At 67.4% G+C, this 16,631-nt stretch carries 15 protein-coding genes; 7 read left to right on the top strand and 8 right to left on the bottom strand.

Features of this window, described 5'->3' with window-relative positions; genetic code table 11:
- Positions 1 to 14 precede the first annotated feature (14 nt).
- Positions 15 to 992 (top strand): zinc-binding dehydrogenase, encoded by a 978-nt coding sequence (locus CCK87_RS10975; RefSeq protein WP_086461481.1) that lies wholly within the window; start codon positions 15 to 17, stop codon positions 990 to 992.
- A gap of 10 nt (positions 993 to 1,002) precedes the next feature.
- On the opposite strand, the gene CCK87_RS10970 is transcribed toward CCK87_RS10975, so the two are convergent.
- Positions 1,003 to 1,635 (bottom strand): RDD family protein, encoded by a 633-nt coding sequence (locus CCK87_RS10970; RefSeq protein WP_086461480.1) that lies wholly within the window; start codon positions 1,633 to 1,635, stop codon positions 1,003 to 1,005.
- A 48-nt stretch (positions 1,636 to 1,683) separates the two neighbouring features.
- Positions 1,684 to 2,982: a hemolysin family protein gene (locus tag CCK87_RS10965; protein WP_086461479.1), complete on the bottom strand. Its 1,299-nt coding sequence runs from the start codon at positions 2,980 to 2,982 to the stop codon at positions 1,684 to 1,686.
- A gap of 256 nt (positions 2,983 to 3,238) precedes the next feature.
- Here CCK87_RS10965 and CCK87_RS10960 point away from each other — a divergent pair, with 256 nt between their 5' ends.
- Positions 3,239 to 4,210, top strand: a complete 972-nt coding sequence (locus CCK87_RS10960; protein ID WP_086461478.1) for an aldo/keto reductase — start codon at positions 3,239 to 3,241, stop codon at positions 4,208 to 4,210.
- A gap of 22 nt (positions 4,211 to 4,232) precedes the next feature.
- Complete coding sequence (locus CCK87_RS10955; RefSeq protein ID WP_086461477.1) at positions 4,233 to 5,093, top strand: aldo/keto reductase; 861 nt, start codon at positions 4,233 to 4,235, stop codon at positions 5,091 to 5,093.
- A 230-nt stretch (positions 5,094 to 5,323) separates the two neighbouring features.
- On the opposite strand, the gene CCK87_RS10950 is transcribed toward CCK87_RS10955, so the two are convergent.
- Positions 5,324 to 6,211 carry a LysR family transcriptional regulator gene (locus CCK87_RS10950; protein WP_086461476.1) on the bottom strand — a complete coding sequence of 296 codons (888 nt, stop codon included), beginning with the start codon at positions 6,209 to 6,211 and terminating at the stop codon, positions 5,324 to 5,326.
- Positions 6,212 to 6,262: 51 nt separating this feature from the next.
- Here CCK87_RS10950 and CCK87_RS10945 point away from each other — a divergent pair, with 51 nt between their 5' ends.
- Both CCK87_RS10945 and CCK87_RS10940 read left to right on the top strand, forming a co-directional pair.
- On the top strand, positions 6,263 to 7,018 hold the full coding sequence (locus tag CCK87_RS10945; protein WP_086461475.1) for a class I SAM-dependent methyltransferase: 756 nt from the start codon (positions 6,263 to 6,265) through the stop codon (positions 7,016 to 7,018).
- A complete protein-coding gene (locus tag CCK87_RS10940; protein WP_086461474.1) occupies positions 7,015 to 8,145 on the top strand; it encodes an aminotransferase class V-fold PLP-dependent enzyme in 1,131 nt (376 codons plus the stop codon). Before CCK87_RS10945 ends, CCK87_RS10940 begins: the two co-directional genes overlap by 4 nt.
- 70 nt (positions 8,146 to 8,215) lie before the next feature.
- Here the strand turns inward: CCK87_RS10940 and CCK87_RS10935 are convergent, their stop codons facing one another.
- Positions 8,216 to 8,992, bottom strand: coding sequence for a lysophospholipid acyltransferase family protein (locus CCK87_RS10935; protein ID WP_086461999.1), 777 nt, complete (start codon positions 8,990 to 8,992; stop codon positions 8,216 to 8,218).
- 47 nt (positions 8,993 to 9,039) lie between these two features.
- Positions 9,040 to 9,333: a hypothetical protein gene (locus tag CCK87_RS10930; protein WP_086461473.1), complete on the bottom strand. Its 294-nt coding sequence runs from the start codon at positions 9,331 to 9,333 to the stop codon at positions 9,040 to 9,042.
- Between the two features lie 132 nt (positions 9,334 to 9,465).
- Here CCK87_RS10930 and CCK87_RS10925 point away from each other — a divergent pair, with 132 nt between their 5' ends.
- Entirely contained in the window at positions 9,466 to 9,834 is a 369-nt protein-coding gene (locus tag CCK87_RS10925) for a hypothetical protein (protein WP_140162820.1), read from the top strand.
- Between the two features lie 79 nt (positions 9,835 to 9,913).
- On the top strand, positions 9,914 to 11,353 hold the full coding sequence (locus CCK87_RS10920) for a serine hydrolase (RefSeq protein ID WP_140162819.1): 1,440 nt from the start codon (positions 9,914 to 9,916) through the stop codon (positions 11,351 to 11,353).
- A gap of 26 nt (positions 11,354 to 11,379) precedes the next feature.
- On the opposite strand, the gene CCK87_RS10915 is transcribed toward CCK87_RS10920, so the two are convergent.
- The 3 genes from CCK87_RS10915 to CCK87_RS10905 form a co-directional block, all read right to left on the bottom strand.
- The gene (locus CCK87_RS10915) at positions 11,380 to 12,237 is read right to left on the bottom strand and encodes a PhzF family phenazine biosynthesis isomerase (protein WP_086461470.1); all 858 of its coding nucleotides are present in this window, start codon (positions 12,235 to 12,237) and stop codon (positions 11,380 to 11,382) included.
- A 64-nt stretch (positions 12,238 to 12,301) separates the two neighbouring features.
- Entirely contained in the window at positions 12,302 to 15,412 is a 3,111-nt protein-coding gene (locus CCK87_RS10910) for an SMC family ATPase (RefSeq protein ID WP_170927250.1), read from the bottom strand.
- On the bottom strand, positions 15,409 to 16,620 hold the full coding sequence (locus CCK87_RS10905; protein WP_086461998.1) for an exonuclease SbcCD subunit D C-terminal domain-containing protein: 1,212 nt from the start codon (positions 16,618 to 16,620) through the stop codon (positions 15,409 to 15,411). Before CCK87_RS10905 ends, CCK87_RS10910 begins: the two co-directional genes overlap by 4 nt.
- Positions 16,621 to 16,631: the final 11 nt, after the last annotated feature.

Genomic DNA, 16,631 nt, shown 5'->3' with positions numbered 1-16,631 from the left:
AAGTCGAGGACGCCATGCGCGCCATCATCCACAACGAATTCGGAGACCCGGCAGAGGTTCTTTCTGTCGAGAACGTGCCCACCCCCGAGCCGGGAGCGGGCGAGGTGCGTGTTCGTACCCTTCTCAGCCCCATCCACAACCACGACCTGTGGACGATCCGTGGAACGTACGGGTTCAAGCCCGAACTTCCCGCTCAGGCAGGCACCGAGGCCGTCGGCGTCGTCGACGCACTCGGCGAGGGCGTCACCGCGCTGCAGGTCGGCCAGCGTGTCGCCACCGGAGGCACCTTCGGTGTCTGGGCCGAGTACTTCATCGCGAAGGCCGCGGCGCTCATCCCCGTCGGCGATCAGCTCTCCGACGAGGTCGCGTCACAGCTCGTCTCGATGCCGTTCAGCGCCATCAGCCTGCTCGACACCCTCGACCTCGCCGAGGGAGACTGGCTCGTGCAGAACGCGGCCAACGGAGCAGTCGGTCGCCTCGTGGCCCAGCTCGCCGCGGCCCGCGGCATCAACGTGCTCGGCCTCGTGCGCCGCGCCGCCGGGGTCGAGGAGCTGAAGGCCCAGGGCATCGGCAACGTCGTCGCCACCGACACCGACGGATGGCGCGACACGGTCGCCGAGATCACCTCCGGCGCGCCCATCGGCGTCGGCGTCGATTCGGTCGGCGGATCCGCGGCCGGCGACATCGTCTCGCTGCTCGCCGAGAACGGACGCCTCGTGGTCTTCGGAGCGATGAACTCCCCCGTCATGGAGATCCCCTCCGGCCCGGTCATCTTCAAGAGCATCTCGGTCTCGGGATTCTGGGGCTCGAAGGTCATGGGCGGCATGGACGGCGCGAAGCGCGCCGCACTGCTCGGCGAACTGATCACGCGAATCAGCGAGGGCTCGCTCACGCTGCCCGTCGAGGAGATCTACTCCTTCGACGACGCCCGCAAGGCGAGTGCCGCGAACTTCGTCGCGGGTCGAGGCGGCAAGGTCCTCCTGCGCCCGTAACGCTCAGCGGTCAGACGCTCCGTACCGATGCTGCGGTGAGAACGCGCGTGCCGGCAGCCTTGTCTTGCCAGCCGCGTCGGTCTCCCCGCAGCATCGGAACGAGCAACACGATCCACAGCACCGGAACGATGATGAACCCCACACCGAGGGTCGGTTCGGCGCCATCGGCTACCGCCAAGACGACGCGGATCAACACCGCGACCGCGAGGGCCGAGAACACTCCCGGCACGAAAAGGATCGCGGAGCGTCCGAGAAGCGATCCGACGCCCGGACGCCCGTGGTTGCGCGCATCCACGATGCGGATGCGAACGAGGAACTTTCCGATCGAGTATTGCCGCGAGTGCGCGAGGATCACGTTCACGATCACCGAGCCGAGCGGAATTCCGAAGATCGCCAAGAACCCGGCGATGACGAAGAATCCATTCCCGCCCCCGCCGCCCCCGTCGTAGCCCTCGAAGCCGAGCGCGACGCACCACCAGACGACCGCGACGGTCAATGCAATGGTGCCGCCGAAGTCGATCACGAACGCGATCGTTCGGCGAATCACGGGAGCGGGAACCGGCTTGATCGAGAACGAGTGCACCGTCGGCACGCCGGACTGGCTCGCGTTCGCAGCGAACACGGGCAGTTCGGGCTGTGTCATGGGCTCACACTAGCGGCAGGCCTGCCGCGGCCGAGGCGGCATATGGACTCAGGACCCCTCCGGGCGATGCTCGAGAACCGTCGTCGGAGTGAAGTGCAGCTCGGAGATCCGACGACGGTCCATGGCGGCCACCTGAAGCACCCCGCCGTCGACATCGATGCGGTCGCCCACGACCGCCAGACGTCCGAGTCGCTCGACGACGAACCCGGCCACGGTGTCCGACGCTGCGGGCGGGAGGGTCACCCCCGTCGCCTCCTCGAAGTCCTGAAAGTTCAACCGGCCGTCGACCGCGCCGCCCTCCTCCATCATCTCGGCGAATGCCGTCTCGGTGTCGTACTCGTCGAAGATCTCGCCGACGACCTCCTCGACCAGGTCCTCCAGAGTGACGATGCCGTCTGTTCCGCCGTATTCGTCGAAGACCACAGCGATATGGTCTCCGGATGCGCGCAGATTCGTGAGCGTCGGCAGAATCCGGGCGGTTGACGGAATGAAGGGAATCGGTCGTACGACCTGGCGTACCTCGAGCGTGCGGTCGGTCAGTTCGAAGAGATCGCGCACGTGCACGAATCCGACGATGTCGTCGATCGACTGGTCGACGACAGGAAGGCGCGAGTACGGCAACGAACGGACGGCGTCGAGCGCATCGGAGATCGAGTCGTCGACCGCGAGCGCGACGACCTCGGGTCGCGGTCGCATGATCTCGCTCACCTGCCGATCTCGCAGTGAGAGAACGTCGTCGAGCATGCGCCGCTCGTCGTCGGGCAGCCCCTCATGGCTGGTCACGATCTCGCGCAGCTCGTCGTCTGAGAGCTTGTCGCCGGTCTTGTTCGGGTCGCCGCCGAGCAAGCGTACGACCGCGTTGGTGGACACGGACAGGAACCAGATGACCGGACGCATGAGCGTGGCGAAGCCGCCGAGCACCGGGGCGACGGCGTACGAGAATCGGGCGTTGTGCTGGATGGCGAGGCGCTTGGGCGCGAGTTCACCGAGCACCAGCGAGAGGTAGGCGATGATCAGCGTGAGGACGATCGTCGCCGTGGTCGAGGCCGCCGCAGCCGAGAGCCCGAGGCCCTCGAGCACGGGTGTCACGGACGGCGCGATCGAGGATGCGCCGTACGCGGCCGACGCGAAGCCGGCGACCGTCACTCCGATCTGCACGGCAGACAGGAAGGTGTTCGGGTTGCGCGCGAGCCCTGCGACGGTCTGACCCCGTCGGCCCCGCTGCGCGATCGCGTTGATCTGACTCTCGCGCAGGGTCACCAACGCCATCTCAGTGGCGGCGAAGACGCCGCCGACGAGCACGAAGACGATGACGAGAACGATGCTGACGACGAGGTCGCCGCTCATCGGAGGAACTCCGTCGAACCGGGGTGCGCGCCCGGGGTCACCCGGGCGCTCGGATGGTGATGGTCGGAATTGCTCGCAGACGATGTCATGCTCCGAGCATAGAGAACGACCCTCGGAAGAACCCCTGCACTCCGCGGGTCCTCGAAGCGACAGAGCCCGAACCCGCCTGCCTCCGACCGATTGAGAAGAGCGAGGCGTCAATTCGATCGGGGTTCCCTGTTGGACAGGCCGGGCCGTCGGCGCGCAGGCTTGAGCAATGGAATACGCACATCTCGGACGAACGGGCCTGCGTGTCTCGCGCGTCGTGCTCGGCACGATGAACTTCGGCCCCCAGACCAGCGAACCCGACTCGCACGCGATCATGGATGCGGCTCACGCACAGGGCGTCAACTTCTTCGACACCGCCAACGTCTATGGCCAGACCCTGGGCCGCGGCGCGACCGAGGAGATCGTCGGACGGTTCTTCGCGCAGGGCGGCGGGCGACGCGAGAAGACGGTGCTCGCCACGAAGCTCTACGGCGACATGACCGACTATCCCAACGACGGCAAGCTGTCCGCCCTCAATATCCGCCGCGCCCTCGATGCCAGCCTCACCCGGCTGCAGACCGACTACATCGACCTCTACCAGTTCCACCACATCGACCGGGCGACACCCTGGGAGGAGATCTGGCAGGCCATCGAGGTGGCCGTGCAGCAGGGAAAGATCCTCTACACGGGCTCGAGCAACTTCGCCGGCTGGCACATCGCACAGGCGCAGGAGGCCGCGAAAGCGCGCCACTTCACCGGCCTGGTGAGCGAGCAGTCGATCTACAACCTCATCGTGCGCGACGTGGAGCGTGAGGTGCTTCCAGCCGCGCAGGCCTATGGGCTGGGCGTCATCCCCTGGTCTCCCCTGCAGGGAGGGTTGCTCGCCGGGGTGCTCGACAAGGAGGCCGACGGGTCGCGTCGTCGCGACGACCGTGCTGCCGAGGCGCTCGAGAAGCTACGCCCGCAGCTCGAGCAGTACGAGGCCTTCGCGGCCGAGCTCGGGCACTCGCCCGCCGAACTCGCTCTGGCCTGGCTGCTGCACCAGCCCGCCGTCACCGCGCCCATCACCGGACCCCGCACCATGAACCAGCTCGACACCGCCATCGCGTCGGTCGACATCACGCTCGACGCGGATGCGCTGGCTCGGCTCGACGAGATCTTCCCCGGCCACAAGACCGCCCCCGAGGACTACGCCTGGTAATCCAGGACACGAAAGGAACATCATGAAGCAACGCACCATCGGCGACATCTCCATGAGCGCCATCGGACTGGGTGGCATGCCCATGTCGATCGAGGGCAGGCCCGACGAGGAACGCTCCATCGCCACGATCCACGCCGCCCTCGACGCCGGCGTCACCCTCATCGACACGGCCGATGCGTACCATCTGGCAGCCGAAGACGAGGTCGGTCACAACGAGCTGCTCATCGCCAAGGCGCTGAAGAGCTACGGAGGCGACACCTCCTCCGTGCTGGTCGCGACAAAGGGGGGCCACCTGCGGCCCGAGCCCGGACCGTGGGCCCAGAATGGGCATCCGGACTATCTCAAGCAGGCGGCCGAAGCCTCGGCCCGGCGCCTGGGCGTCGACTCGATCGGCCTCTACCAGTACCACCGACCCGACCCGAAGGTCGCCTACGCCGATTCGATCGGCGCTCTGCGCGAGCTTCTGGATGCGGGCACGATTCGCATGGCCGGCATCTCGAACGCCGACCCCGATCAGATCCGCCAGGCGAACGAGATTCTCGGTGGTCGCCTCGTTTCGGTGCAGAACCAGTTCTCGCCGAAGTTCCGCTCGAGCGAGAAGGAACTCGTGCTCGCCGACGAGCTCGGAGTCGCATTCCTTCCGTGGAGCCCCCTCGGCGGCATCACGAATGCGGCATCGCTGGGCGAGAGCTACGAGGCATTCGGTCGCATCGCGCGCGACCGCGGAGTGACCCCTCAGATCGTCTGCCTCGCGTGGGAGCTCGCGAAGTCGCCGCACGTCATCCCGATCCCTGGCGCCTCGCGCCCGGAGTCGATCACGAACTCGGCACTCGCCGCCGACTTCGAGCTGACGCCCGAGGAGTTCGCCGCCCTCGACGCGTAGGCCACCCTGCGCTGGTCGAGTAGCCGCGCGATACCCCACCCTGCGCTGGTCGAGTAGCCGCGCGATACCCCACCCTGCGCTGGTCGAGTAGCCGCGCGACACCCCACCTGCGCTGGTCGAGTAGCCGCGCGACGAAGGAGCCGGCGTATCGAGACCGCTTTAGTGTGGTCTCGATACGGCCGCAGGCGGCCTACTCGACCAGCGCAGCCTCCTCGACCAGCGAGAAGAAGCTACGCCGCGGGCTTCAGCGCCGGCTGCCGCAGGCGCCCGACGAGGGCGGCGGCGGCCGGCGCGGCTTGGCGTGGAACGGCGATAGCGGTCGTCCACACGAGCGCGTCGTGAGTGACGGGTACGGCGCTCAGCAGATCGGGCCGCTTGAACGCGAAGTGGGCGGGAACCACGGCGACGCCGAGCCCGTAGCCGACCAGGTCGAGCAACGATCCGACGTCTCCGACCTCCAGCTCGACCGAGTGCGCGAGCCCCTCCTCGGCGAACGCACGGTCGGCGAGCACCCGGGCGGCCCACCCGTCCGCGAATCCGACGAACGTCTCGTCGGCGAGGTCACCGATCTCGACGCGGCCCCGGCCCGCGAGAGGGTGGTCCGGATGGCACAGCACCACGAAACCTTCCGATGCGATGGGCAGAAGTTCGACGGTCGAGGGCACCGCTCCACAGTCGGCGACGAGCGCCAGGTCGAGAAGACCGGTCGCTACCTGATCGATCAGCGTCGTCGATCCGGCGAAGCCGAGCCTCACCGACACCGCGGGGTGTGAGCGCCGGAAGTCGGCGAGCTCCTGAGGCAGGTGCACTCCGCCGAGGCACTGTTCGGTTCCGATGCGCAGGGCGCCGCGCAGAACTCCCCGCACGGCGAGCACGGCATCCCGGGCGGCGGATGCGCTGGCCACGGCGCGCTGGGATTCCTCCAGCATCGCGGTTCCCGCGGGAGTGAGCTGCACGCGTCGGGTGCTGCGCGTGAAGAGAGTGGTGCCGAGCTCGGTCTCCAGTGCCCGGATCGACGCGGAGAGCCCCGACTGCGAGATCTGCAGCGACTCGGCGGCGCGGGTGAAGTGCTGGTGCTCGGCGACGGCGACGAAGTGCTCGAGTTGGCGGAGTTCCATGAGGGTTCAAGAGTACGCCTCGCAGCGGGAGCCGTCCCTAGAATCGAAGTCATGGCCCGCTCCGACGAACACGCCCTGTCTTTCGGCCGCAACGTCGGAGACTACGACCGAGGTCGCCCGAGTTACCCGAGCGAGGCGGTCGACTGGATCCTCGAGCAGGCCGGCCCGACGCATCCGTCTGGCATGCGGGTGGCCGACCTCGGCGCGGGAACAGGCAAGTTCACTGCCCGACTCGTCAGCCGAGGGATGACGGTGGTCGCCGTCGAGCCCGACCCGCTCATGCGCGAGCGACTCGCGCAGAACCTGCCCGCGGTCACGGCGCTGGAGGGCAGCGGAGAGCACCTTCCCCTCGACGACGCGAGCGTCGCGCTCATCACCGTCGCGCAGGCATGGCACTGGGTCGATGTTCCCGCGACGTCACTCGAGGTCGCGCGGGTACTCGAGCCAGGAGGCGCTCTCGCCCTCGTGTGGAACATCAGGGACTCCGAGGTCGACTGGGTTGCCCGTCTCGGCGAGGTGATGGGTGCATCCGAGGCCGAGAAGTACGACAGCCAGACGCCTCCCGTTGGCGCTCCTCTCGAACGTCAGGCATACCGCGAATTCCGCTGGGTGGCCGAGATGAGCCGCGAGCAGTTCCTCGCCATGGTCACCTCGCGCAGCTACGTGATCACGATGGCCGACGCCGAACGCGACGAGATGCTGGCGCGTCTCGGCAAGCTGCTCGACGAGCATCCCGACCTCGCCGGGCGCACGAGCTACCCCATGCCCTACGTCACCAGGGTCACGATCGCGCGGGTCGCCGCGTGACATCGGCCCTCCACGAGATCGAGTACCTCGAGAGTTTCGCCGAAGAAGAGCTCTACCTCAACCACGCGAGCTACGGACCTCCGTCACGCCAGGTCGTCGCCACCACGCAGCACCTTCAGAACCTCGCGATGGCCGGCGGCGTGCACGCGTCGGCGACGCTGCACTCCGAAGACGCGCGAGCACGGGCAGCGGTCGCCGCCCTCACCGGCACGCCGATCGAGCGCATCGCCCTGACCACGAGCACCTCGCTCGGCCTGATGCAGATCGCTTTCGGCGTGAGCGGCGAGGTTCTCGTGAGCCCCGACGAGTTTCCGGCCAACGTCTACCCGTGGCGACGCGCCGAAGCGGCCGGCCTCCTCGCCATGCGAATGATGCCCGGCGGAGGCGCCTCCGCTCCGACGCGGGTGACGCCAGAGCTGATACGCGACTCGTTGACACCGTCGATCACCGCGGTGGCCGTCAGCGCCGTCGACTTCCGCACGGGCTATCGCGCTGACCTTGCGGGCATCCGAGACGTCATCGGTGAGCGCTTGCTCGTCGTCGACGGCATCCAGGGCTTCGGAGTGATCGACACCGACTGGGCTGTCGCCGATGCCCTCGCCGTGGGCGGGCAGAAGTGGGTGCGTGGCGGCTGGGGCAACGGGTTCGTCGCCTTCAGCGACCGGGGCCTGGATGCGATCAGGCCGGTTCTCGGCAGCTGGGCCGGTGCCGAAGAAACCGGCCTCTACGACGGGCTCGAGCACGAGATCCTCCCCGACGCACGGCGCCACACCATCACCAATCTGTCGCCGTTCTCGATGGGGTCGCTCGCGAGCGCGCTCGAACTGGCGTCGTCGATCGGCGTCGCCCGGATCGAGGAGCTCATCGCAGGCACGGTCGACGTCCTGATCGACGCCCTCGACGGCGTCGGTGTCGCCGTGCTGTCGCCGCGCGAGCGTGCTCGGCGGGCCGGTATCGTGGTCGCCGGCTTCCCCAACGGTTCTGCGGGGCCGGCGCACGCGGCGCTCACCGACGCCGGGGTGACGGCGACGCTTCACGGAACTGATCGCATCCGCTTCGCCGTTCACGCCACGACGACCGACGACGCTGTGCGCGCCGCCGCGAGGGTGCTCGGGTCGCGTCACTAATTCAGGAGGACAGGCACTCCGTGTGGATAGTGTCCTCGGACACGCGCTCCTCCTGATTCGAGTACGGAACCTAGCCCTTGGCGGCCCGCTCGGCCTCGCGGCGCAGTTCGCGCTGGGCATCGGCCTCGGCCGCCTCGGCCACCGTCGGAGCCGTGCCGCCGAGCGAACGGGGCTGCCACCACTGACCGGTGCCGTCTACCGGGTACGACGACTGCAGCGAGTCGACCATGGCCTGCATCGTCTCGCGCAAAGACGTCGTCACCTGCGCGATGTCGTCGTTCTCCCCCACGATGATCGGCTCACCGAACACGAAGTGAACCGGCACGCCGAACCGCTGCCTCAGGGGAATCGTGCGGTTCTTCGTGATGAGTCGCTGGCCGCCCCACACGGCGACGGGAATGATGGGCACCCCCGCGTCGCGTGCCAGGCGTGCTGCGCCCGACTTGAGCTCGCGGACAGTGAACGACGAACTCACGCCGGCCTCGGGGAAGACGCCGACGAGTTCGCCCGACGTCAGCGCCGATACGGCGTTCTCGAAAGCCGCGGCCCCCGCCTTCATATCGACGGAGATGTGGCGCATGCCGCGCAGCAACCAGCCGACGCCGGGCTTGTCGAAGGCGCGCTTGGTAGCCATGAAGCGGATGCGACGTCGGTTGTGCAGCCACGTCTGCCACTCGACGAGGGCGAACTCGAGGTATCCGAAATGCGTCATGGCAATGACGACGCCGCCGTGCTCAGGAATGTTCTGGAGCCCCGTCGCTGAGCGTTTTGTGCGCAGGCCGGCGAACAGTACCCTCCCCACTCCGATGGCCATGGAGTAGATGGGTTCGCTGGCGCGCCTCGTCATGCGCATCAGGGTACGGGAGTCGCCTGTCAGAACCCGGGATGGGCCGGTCAGATCTGTCGGTCGGCCTGGGTGATGCCGCCGTGCGGATCGGGGCGTGGGTAGTCGCGGGATGCCGGCTCGTGGTCTTCGACGGCGAGCGTGTCGGTCTCGGCGTGACCGTAGGCATCCGGATCAGGCGACGTGGCCGCGTCTTCAGCCGTGACCGTACCGTCGATATCGGTGGTGATGTTCTCGCCGGCGGCGCGATCCGCGATCCAGTCGGCTGCTGCTTGCCGGTCACGCGCTTCATCGCCTGCGTCGTCGGGCGAATCGCTCTGTCGCGAAGTCTCGTCGTTGATCATGTCGACAGCCTAGGACCGGTCGCGCATGTCGTCATGGGGGTTGCGACGGACGCGTACCTTTCGCCTCGATCCGTGCGAAAATAAGAGGTCGAACCCACACGATGGTCGAAACCCGAGGAGACCACACCACCCATGGCCAATGCTGGATCTAAATGCCCCGCCTGCTCGCGTACCGTCGCGGTGGGCATCGTCTCGCAGACACTCGTACAGCACGAAGACAAGACCGGATTCCGCTGTTCAGGGTCGGGAACCAGCCCCGGTGCCGCTCGTCCCGCCGCAGCACCACGTAAGACCTCCGCATCTGCGACGACCCGCACCAGCACGGCCGCCAAGCGCACGAGCCCGCCCACCAAGGGTGGCGTCACCGTTCGCCGCGTCGAGGTAGACCAAGAAGAGCTCGCCCGCCGGCAGGAGAAGCAGGAACGCATTCGCGAGGAGCGCGCCGCAGCTGCGCGCGAACGCAATGACGCGAACATCTCGTACTTCGACGAACTCAGGTAGCTCGCTCGGCGGAGGTAGCGGGCGAAGGTAGTCCGCTCGGGGGATGTGCCCTCAGATCGACCCCGGCAAGACTGGGATCATGACGACGAACCACCCTCTCGCCTCTTCATCCAGTGCCTCTCGCAGTGCGGGTGCCCCTCGTGCACGTTCTCTGCGGCGCCGATCGCTCGTCGCTGCTCTGGCCACCGCCGTTGTGCTCGCGGTGTCGGCGTGCGCATCGAGCGGTCCCGACGCATCCGCAGCGCCGACCGCGGTCGCCCTGCCCGACACCCCAGTGGGCACGAAGGCGCAGTGGGTGCTCGACACGATCAACTCCGACGAGGAGACGACCGAGGCCGAGATCGCCGAGAACATCGCGCCGTCCATGCTCGAGCAGGTGCCGGCCAGTCAGATGGTCGCCGTCGTCGGCCAGATGAGCGACGCGAAGCCGTGGATCGCCACGAGCGTGACCGAGGCGACCGGGGGCCTCACCGTTCTGCTGCACAGCTCTTCCGCCGAGCTGCAGATGCAGATCTCCGTCGACGAGCAGAACCTCATCAACGGTTTGCTGTTCCAGCAGCCGCCCGCCGACCGCACGCCCGCGGCGAGCTGGAAGGAGCTCGAGAAGAACGTCGCCGCGCTTCCGGCCGACACGAGCATGACCGTCACACACGTGACCGGTGAATCGGATGCCGCGGGCGTCGGCGAGCGCATCGTCGACATCGCGGGTGACGAGACCAAGCCGCTCGGGTCTGTCTTCAAGCTCTACGTTCTCGGAGCCGTGGCCGACGCCGTGGCGGCGGGCACCCTCTCGTGGGATGACAATCTGATCATCTCCGACGACACACGCAGCCTTCCGTCGGGCGAGCTGCAGGATCTGCCGAGCGGCACCCTCGTCACCGTGCGTGACGCGGCCACCAAGATGATCGAGATCAGCGACAACACGGCCACGGATCTGCTGATCGACAGGGTCGGCCGCGAGGCCGTCGAAGCACAGCTGGCGGTCATGGGTCACCACGACCCAACCCTCAACACTCCCTTCGTGAAGACCAGGGAGTTCTTCCAGATCGGATGGGGAGCCGCATTCGGCGATGCCCGCGCCGCGTGGGCGGACTCCAGTGTCGACGAGCGCCGAGCGGTGCTCGACTCCTTGCCGGGCGGCGTTCTCGAGTTGTCGTCGTTCGATCTCTCGACGAGCGCCTGGCAACAGTCGATCGACTGGTTCGCGAACCCCGCCGACCTCGTCGCGGCCCACCTGGCCCTGCAGCAGAAGGCCGCGACACCGGCGGGCGAGCCGGTGCGCGGCATCCTGTCTGCCAACCCGGGCCTGCAGTTCGATTCCGAGGCGTTCCCCTACGTCGCATTCAAAGGCGGAAGTGCGCCCGGCGTCCTCGCCGGCAGCTGGTTGCTCGAACGCGCCGACGGCGAGCGCTTCGTGATCACGATGCAGTCGTCGTCGCTCGACCCTGCCGATGTCACCGACACGGCGCTCGTCTTCGGAAACGTGACCGACGCAGCTGCACTCCTCGCCGACGAATAGCCGGCAGCGGCCTCATCCCGGTGCGCTCAAGCGATCGGCGTGGCCGTTCCCGTCACCACGATGCCGCCCGTCTCGGGGATGCGCACCGAGAGCCTGCTGGGTCGACCGATGTGCGAGCCCTGGGTGAGCTCGATCTCGACCGGCGTCTCGACCAGCCCGAGCGCGCGCAGGTATCCGCCGAACGCGGCCGCCGCGGAGCCGGTCGCCGGGTCTTCGGTGATCGTTCCCACCGGAAAGAGATTGCGGCTGTCGTATTCGCTGGCACCCGAACGGAAGATCGTCGTCACGGTGCCGGTCCACCCCTGCTCGGCCATCAGCGACCTCATCGCCTCGGGGTCGAATGAGAACGAGTCGAATTCGGCTCGGTCGGTGAAGACGATGATCGGATGCCTGTTGCCCGCGAACGAGACACGCGGCGGGTAGGCGGGGTCGAGACGATCGAGCGACGTCGAGAGAAGGCCGAGCAGTGTTTCGAGGACGCCTTCGTCGAAGGGCTCGATCGATGGCTCGACACTCGTGAACGCTGCCGTGATCGCCCCATCGGCCGATGCTGTGGTGATCGTGACCGGTCCTACGGGCGTCTCGAACACGACGTCGCCCACCCCGTCTCGATGCGCGAGTGCAACCGCTGTGGCCACGGTCGCGTGGCCACAGAAGGGAACCTCCGCCAGGGGCGAGAAGTAGCGCACCCGCAGACGTCGATCGTCGCCCGCCACACTCTGTTCGGTGATGAAGGCGGTCTCGGCGAACCCTATCTCGGCTGCGATTGCTTGCATCTCGGCATCGCCGAGCTGCGACGCGTCGAGCACGATCCCGGCCGGATTTCCCCCGCCGGGTGCGTCGGCAAACGCCGTGTACTTGAGTGCGGTGCTCGCATCTGTCATGTGCTTATCGTGACAGAACCAGGCGCTGGGTTCAGAGCGGAACGGCCGCGCTATCTGTTCGTCGTCAGGAGCGCTGATCGATCTCAGAGAACCCCTGAGGCGTGACCGTGATGCGCAGTCTCGACGGGATCTGCTCTTTCATGGCTTCGACGTGGCTGATGAGACCGATGGTGCGACCGCCGGAGCGCAGGCTGTCGAGGGTCGACATCGCGATGGCGAGCGTGTCGGCGTCGAGCGAGCCGAAGCCCTCGTCGATGAACAGGGTGTCGAGGGTGATGCCTCCGGCCTGATTCGACACCACCTCGGCAAGACCGAGGGCGAGAGCGAGCGACGCGAGGAAGGTCTCGCCACCCGATAGTGAATGAGTGGCCCTGGCCCGCCCCGTGTGCTGGTCGAGAATGGCGATGCCGAGACCGGAGCGCGTGTTGCGGTACTGCACGGAGTCGTCGTGCTCGAGCGAGTAGCGGCCGCCCGTCATCACGGCGAGTCGAGCATTGGCGGCCCTGATGATCTCCTCGAGCTGGGCCGCGAGCACATACGACTCGAGGCGCATGCGCATGGTGTTGGGCTCGGCGCCCTCGACGGTGTTGGCGAGCGAGCGCATCGTCTCGTACTCGGCGAGAAGACCTTCGGATGCGCCCAGCTGCTCGAGCGCGTCGGCGACGATTGCGCGAAGACGGCTCAGTCGATCGGCCGCAGACCCGGCCGCCACTCGGGCGTCGTCTCGATCGGAACTGGCCGCTTCGCGGGCCTCGGCAGCAGACTCGACCTCGACGGCCTCGACGACGAGGCCCTGCAGGTCGGGTTCGGCGAGCACGTTGAGCGCGGTTGCATGCGCCACGTCATGAGCGCCGATGCGCGAGGCCGCGTCTGCGCGCTGAGCCGACGTCAGCCGCAGTTCGACCGCCTCAGCCCTATCGGCGAAGCCCTGCTCGTCGAGGTGCTGCCTCAGCGTCTGTCGAGCGGCCTCGAGCGCGGTGTGTTTGTCGTTGTGTGCGAGCAGCGCCACTTCGAAATCGCGGGTGACGGCGAAGAGGTGCTGCAGTTCGAGTACCCGCTCGGCGACTGTGGAGTGGTCTCCTCGATGCTTCTCGACGAGCTCGACGATCTGCGTGCGCTGCGACACAAGGGCCGCTCGCGCTGTATTCGTGGACTGAACCCCCTCGGTCAGTTCGGCCACCGTCGTCGTGATCGACTCGAGTTCGGCTCGGAGATCGACGATCTGCGCGTCGAGTTCTCGAGCGGATGCTTCGGCTGCGACGACCGCGGAAAGGGCGAGCTGCGCACCCTTGAGCTGCTCGTCGATCTCGGCAGGAGACTGAGCACCCGCCGATGCCTCGGCCGACGCGTGCCGGGCGACGAGGTCTCGCACGGTCAAGCCTGCTTCGGTCAGAGCCTCAGATGCGCGAGCAAGGTGCGCTCGCTGGGAATCGATCTGGTCGTCAGAGACCGGCTCACCGAGATCGGACGTCCAGGCTGTGGGGTTCGGGTGCTCGGTAGAGCCGCAGACCACACAGGGCTCGCCGTCGACGAGAGTGGAGGCGAGCTCCGCGGCATGCCCATCGAGTCGGCGCGTGAGCAACTGGTCGTAGAGCGCAGCCGCCTCTGTGTTTTCGGTGCTCTTGGCCTTCTCGACCATACGGGCGTCGTCGAGTTCTGATTTCAGGACAGCGGCGAGCTCGGCGGACTGTCGCGCCATGCGCAGTCGCTCGACGCGTTCGTCGGCATCGGAACGGCCCGACGCCTCGAGAAGAGACGCGTTTCTCTTCTCGAGCGCCTCGTCGATCTGCGCGGGGAGCGACACAGCGCGCTTCGCAGCCGCGGCGAGTTCGATCTGCTGCCTGGCCTCGATGCCGTCGTACTCGGCTATGCGCTTGTCGAGCTGGGGAACGCGCTTCTCATCGGCCAGGATCACGTCGAGCCCGCCGAGCAGACGATTGATCTCGGCCGCTGTGGACGCGAGGGCGTGTGGGGTGGTTCTCGTCGATGCGACGTCTGATTCGGCGCTCGCCTCATCGACGGAGGACACCTCGGGCACCTCGGCGCTCGGCGAATTGAGCGACCCGACGGAGAGACTCGAGAGAGCGGCCGCCTCGTCGTAGGCGGTGCGTGCAGCTTTCTCGTCGGCCACCGCGCGGTGCAGCGCCGACTCGGCGGCGTTCTCTGCGGTGACATGGGCCCAGACGATCTCGGCTCTGGTCGCCGCCTCGAGGCGACGCCGTTCGTCTGCGATCGTCTCCTCAGCCTGCTGAAGCTCGTCGAGGCGTGCGGCCGCCTCATCGCGGCGAGCCTGAAGACGACGGATGTTCTCGCGCTCACGCAACTCGGCCTCGGCCTCGGCAAACCGAGCGTCGGCAGCGGCCACCCGCACCTGGGCAGCATCGAGCTGTTCGGTGAGCTCGGCGAGCGCCGACTCGAAGTACTGCCGGTCGGCTGCCCCCGGCTCTGCCGAAACGACAGTCTCGTCGCGGAGACCTGCACCGAGGATGGCCTCGACCTGGCTGCCGAGCTGAGCGATCTGCTCGGCAGACTCGCGCCGGAGCACCTCGAGAGCCTTGCGCCGCTCGACAAGGGCTCGCTCGATGTCGGCGAAGCGCCGCGTGCCGAAGAGGCTCTGGAGCACGCCTTGGCGCTCGTCGTTCTTGGCGTGGAGGAACTTCTGGAAGCGGTTCTGGGCGAGCAGGATCACCTGCAGAAACTGGTCTTTGCTGAGGCCGAGGATGCCGTCGAGGGCGATGCCGACCTCGCGGGGAATCGCGGCGATGCCCTGCCACTCGATCTCATCGATGAGCTGATCGGCCGATGCATCGCCGACACGGATGAACAGCTCAGCGGTCGCGGGCCGCTTCGTGGTGCCCTCGCCGCGCTTCTTCGGCTGTTCGTAGTCGGGCGAACGCCGCACGCGGTAGTTCTGCGCACCCGTGCTGAACCAGAGTTCGACGTAGGTGGGATCACCCGGCTCGCAATAGTCGCTACGCAGCTGCTGCTGCGTGCCCTCGTAACGAGGAACGCTGGCGTAGAGCGCGAAGCAGATCGCGTCGAGGATGCTCGACTTGCCGGCGCCCGTGTTGCCCGTGATCAGAAAGATGCCGTCGTCGGCGAAGGCGTCGAAGTCGATGTGCTGTGCTGTTTTATAGGGACCGAACCCGGCAATGGTGAGGCGGTTGATTCTCACGCGGTCGACTCCTGAGCGGCCTGCTCTGCGATGACCTCGACGATCAACTCGCTCTCGGCGTCGGTGGGCCCCGCGCCGTTGCGCACGAATTCGAGGAAGCCGGCGACGACCTCGCTGTCGGAGCGGGCGTGCAGTCGCTCGCGATAACTGGCCGCTGGCAGCTCGGCCACGATGGCGGGCTGATGGGTGAGGGCGACGGCATGGGGGAACCGCGTCTGGATGCGGCGCATGCCGTCGATCGGACGCACCTGATCGGTCAGTACAACAGAAACGAAATGACTCTCTGCAGCGGCGTAGGCCGGGTCTGCGAGCAGCTCGGCCAGCTCGCCCGTGAGCACCGTGAGTGGCCGAGGAACAGGAAGCTCTATCCATTCGACAGAATCGAGCCCGCCTGCGTCGAGCTCGACGAGCCACGCACCACGCGGCTTGGTGGCCTCGCCGAACGAGTAGTGCAACGGCGCCCCCGAATAGCGGATGGCCGGGGTGAGCGTCGATCGGCCGTGGATGTGCCCCAGCGCCACATAGTCGGGTCCGTCGAACACGTCGACCGAGACCAGGTCGAGGCCGCCGGCCGTGATGTCGCGCTCGACATCGCTGGCCTCGCTCGACGCCGCGGCACTGGCACTCGCGTTGGCACTGGCACTGGCACTGGCAGCCGGAACATTGACCACGAACGCGTGCGACAGCACCACGGACCGGGCTCCGTCTCGTCGGGCGATGTCGTCGCGGATGCGCTGCATCGCGTACCCGAGCACCTGGGCGTGGCGTCGCATCTCGACGCCCGGGTAGAGATGCCGCACCAGTGCGGGCTCGAGGTAGGGGATGCCGTAGAACAGCACCGGGCCGTAGGCGTCGTCGATGACCACGGGCTCGTCGAAATGCTCGGGTCGCGTGATGACGTGGATGCCCGCTAATCCGGCCCACTCGCTCTGGAAGCCGAGCCTCGTGGCCGAATCGTGGTTTCCGCTGGTGATGACGACGTAGGCGCCCGCCTCGCGGATCTGCCGGATGGCCCCGCTGAGCACGTCGAACGACTCACGCGCGGGAGTCGCCGAATCGAAGACGTCACCCGCCACGACGACGACGTCGACCGCCTTCTCGCGCACGATCGCGGCCAGCGCATCGAGCACGGTGCCGAGCTTCTCGAGGGTCGAGTGCCCGTGGAACGTTCGCCCGATGTGCCAGTCGGAGGTGTGCAGGATGCGCATGCATCAACGCT

It is taken from the genome of Agreia sp. VKM Ac-1783 (genome assembly GCF_900177765.1).
Lineage (GTDB): Bacteria > Actinomycetota > Actinomycetes > Actinomycetales > Microbacteriaceae > Agreia.
This window is presented reverse-complemented; position numbering and strand designations above follow the sequence as displayed.

What these genes read in the sequence shown, in the direction of transcription:
- CCK87_RS10975 (WP_086461481.1), top strand. Translation starts at nt 15, where the DNA reads ATGCGCGCCATCATCCACAACGAATTCGGAGACCCGGCAGAGGTTCTT.
- CCK87_RS10970 (WP_086461480.1), bottom strand. Translation starts at nt 1,635, where the DNA reads ATGACACAGCCCGAACTGCCCGTGTTCGCTGCGAACGCGAGCCAGTCC.
- CCK87_RS10965 (WP_086461479.1), bottom strand. Translation starts at nt 2,982, where the DNA reads ATGAGCGGCGACCTCGTCGTCAGCATCGTTCTCGTCATCGTCTTCGTG.
- CCK87_RS10960 (WP_086461478.1), top strand. Translation starts at nt 3,239, where the DNA reads ATGGAATACGCACATCTCGGACGAACGGGCCTGCGTGTCTCGCGCGTC.
- CCK87_RS10955 (WP_086461477.1), top strand. Translation starts at nt 4,233, where the DNA reads ATGAAGCAACGCACCATCGGCGACATCTCCATGAGCGCCATCGGACTG.
- CCK87_RS10950 (WP_086461476.1), bottom strand. Translation starts at nt 6,211, where the DNA reads ATGGAACTCCGCCAACTCGAGCACTTCGTCGCCGTCGCCGAGCACCAG.
- CCK87_RS10945 (WP_086461475.1), top strand. Translation starts at nt 6,263, where the DNA reads ATGGCCCGCTCCGACGAACACGCCCTGTCTTTCGGCCGCAACGTCGGA.
- CCK87_RS10935 (WP_086461999.1), bottom strand. Translation starts at nt 8,992, where the DNA reads ATGACGAGGCGCGCCAGCGAACCCATCTACTCCATGGCCATCGGAGTG.
- CCK87_RS10930 (WP_086461473.1), bottom strand. Translation starts at nt 9,333, where the DNA reads ATGATCAACGACGAGACTTCGCGACAGAGCGATTCGCCCGACGACGCA.
- CCK87_RS10925 (WP_140162820.1), top strand. Translation starts at nt 9,466, where the DNA reads ATGGCCAATGCTGGATCTAAATGCCCCGCCTGCTCGCGTACCGTCGCG.
- CCK87_RS10920 (WP_140162819.1), top strand. Translation starts at nt 9,914, where the DNA reads ATGACGACGAACCACCCTCTCGCCTCTTCATCCAGTGCCTCTCGCAGT.
- CCK87_RS10915 (WP_086461470.1), bottom strand. Translation starts at nt 12,237, where the DNA reads ATGACAGATGCGAGCACCGCACTCAAGTACACGGCGTTTGCCGACGCA.
- CCK87_RS10905 (WP_086461998.1), bottom strand. Translation starts at nt 16,620, where the DNA reads ATGCGCATCCTGCACACCTCCGACTGGCACATCGGGCGAACGTTCCAC.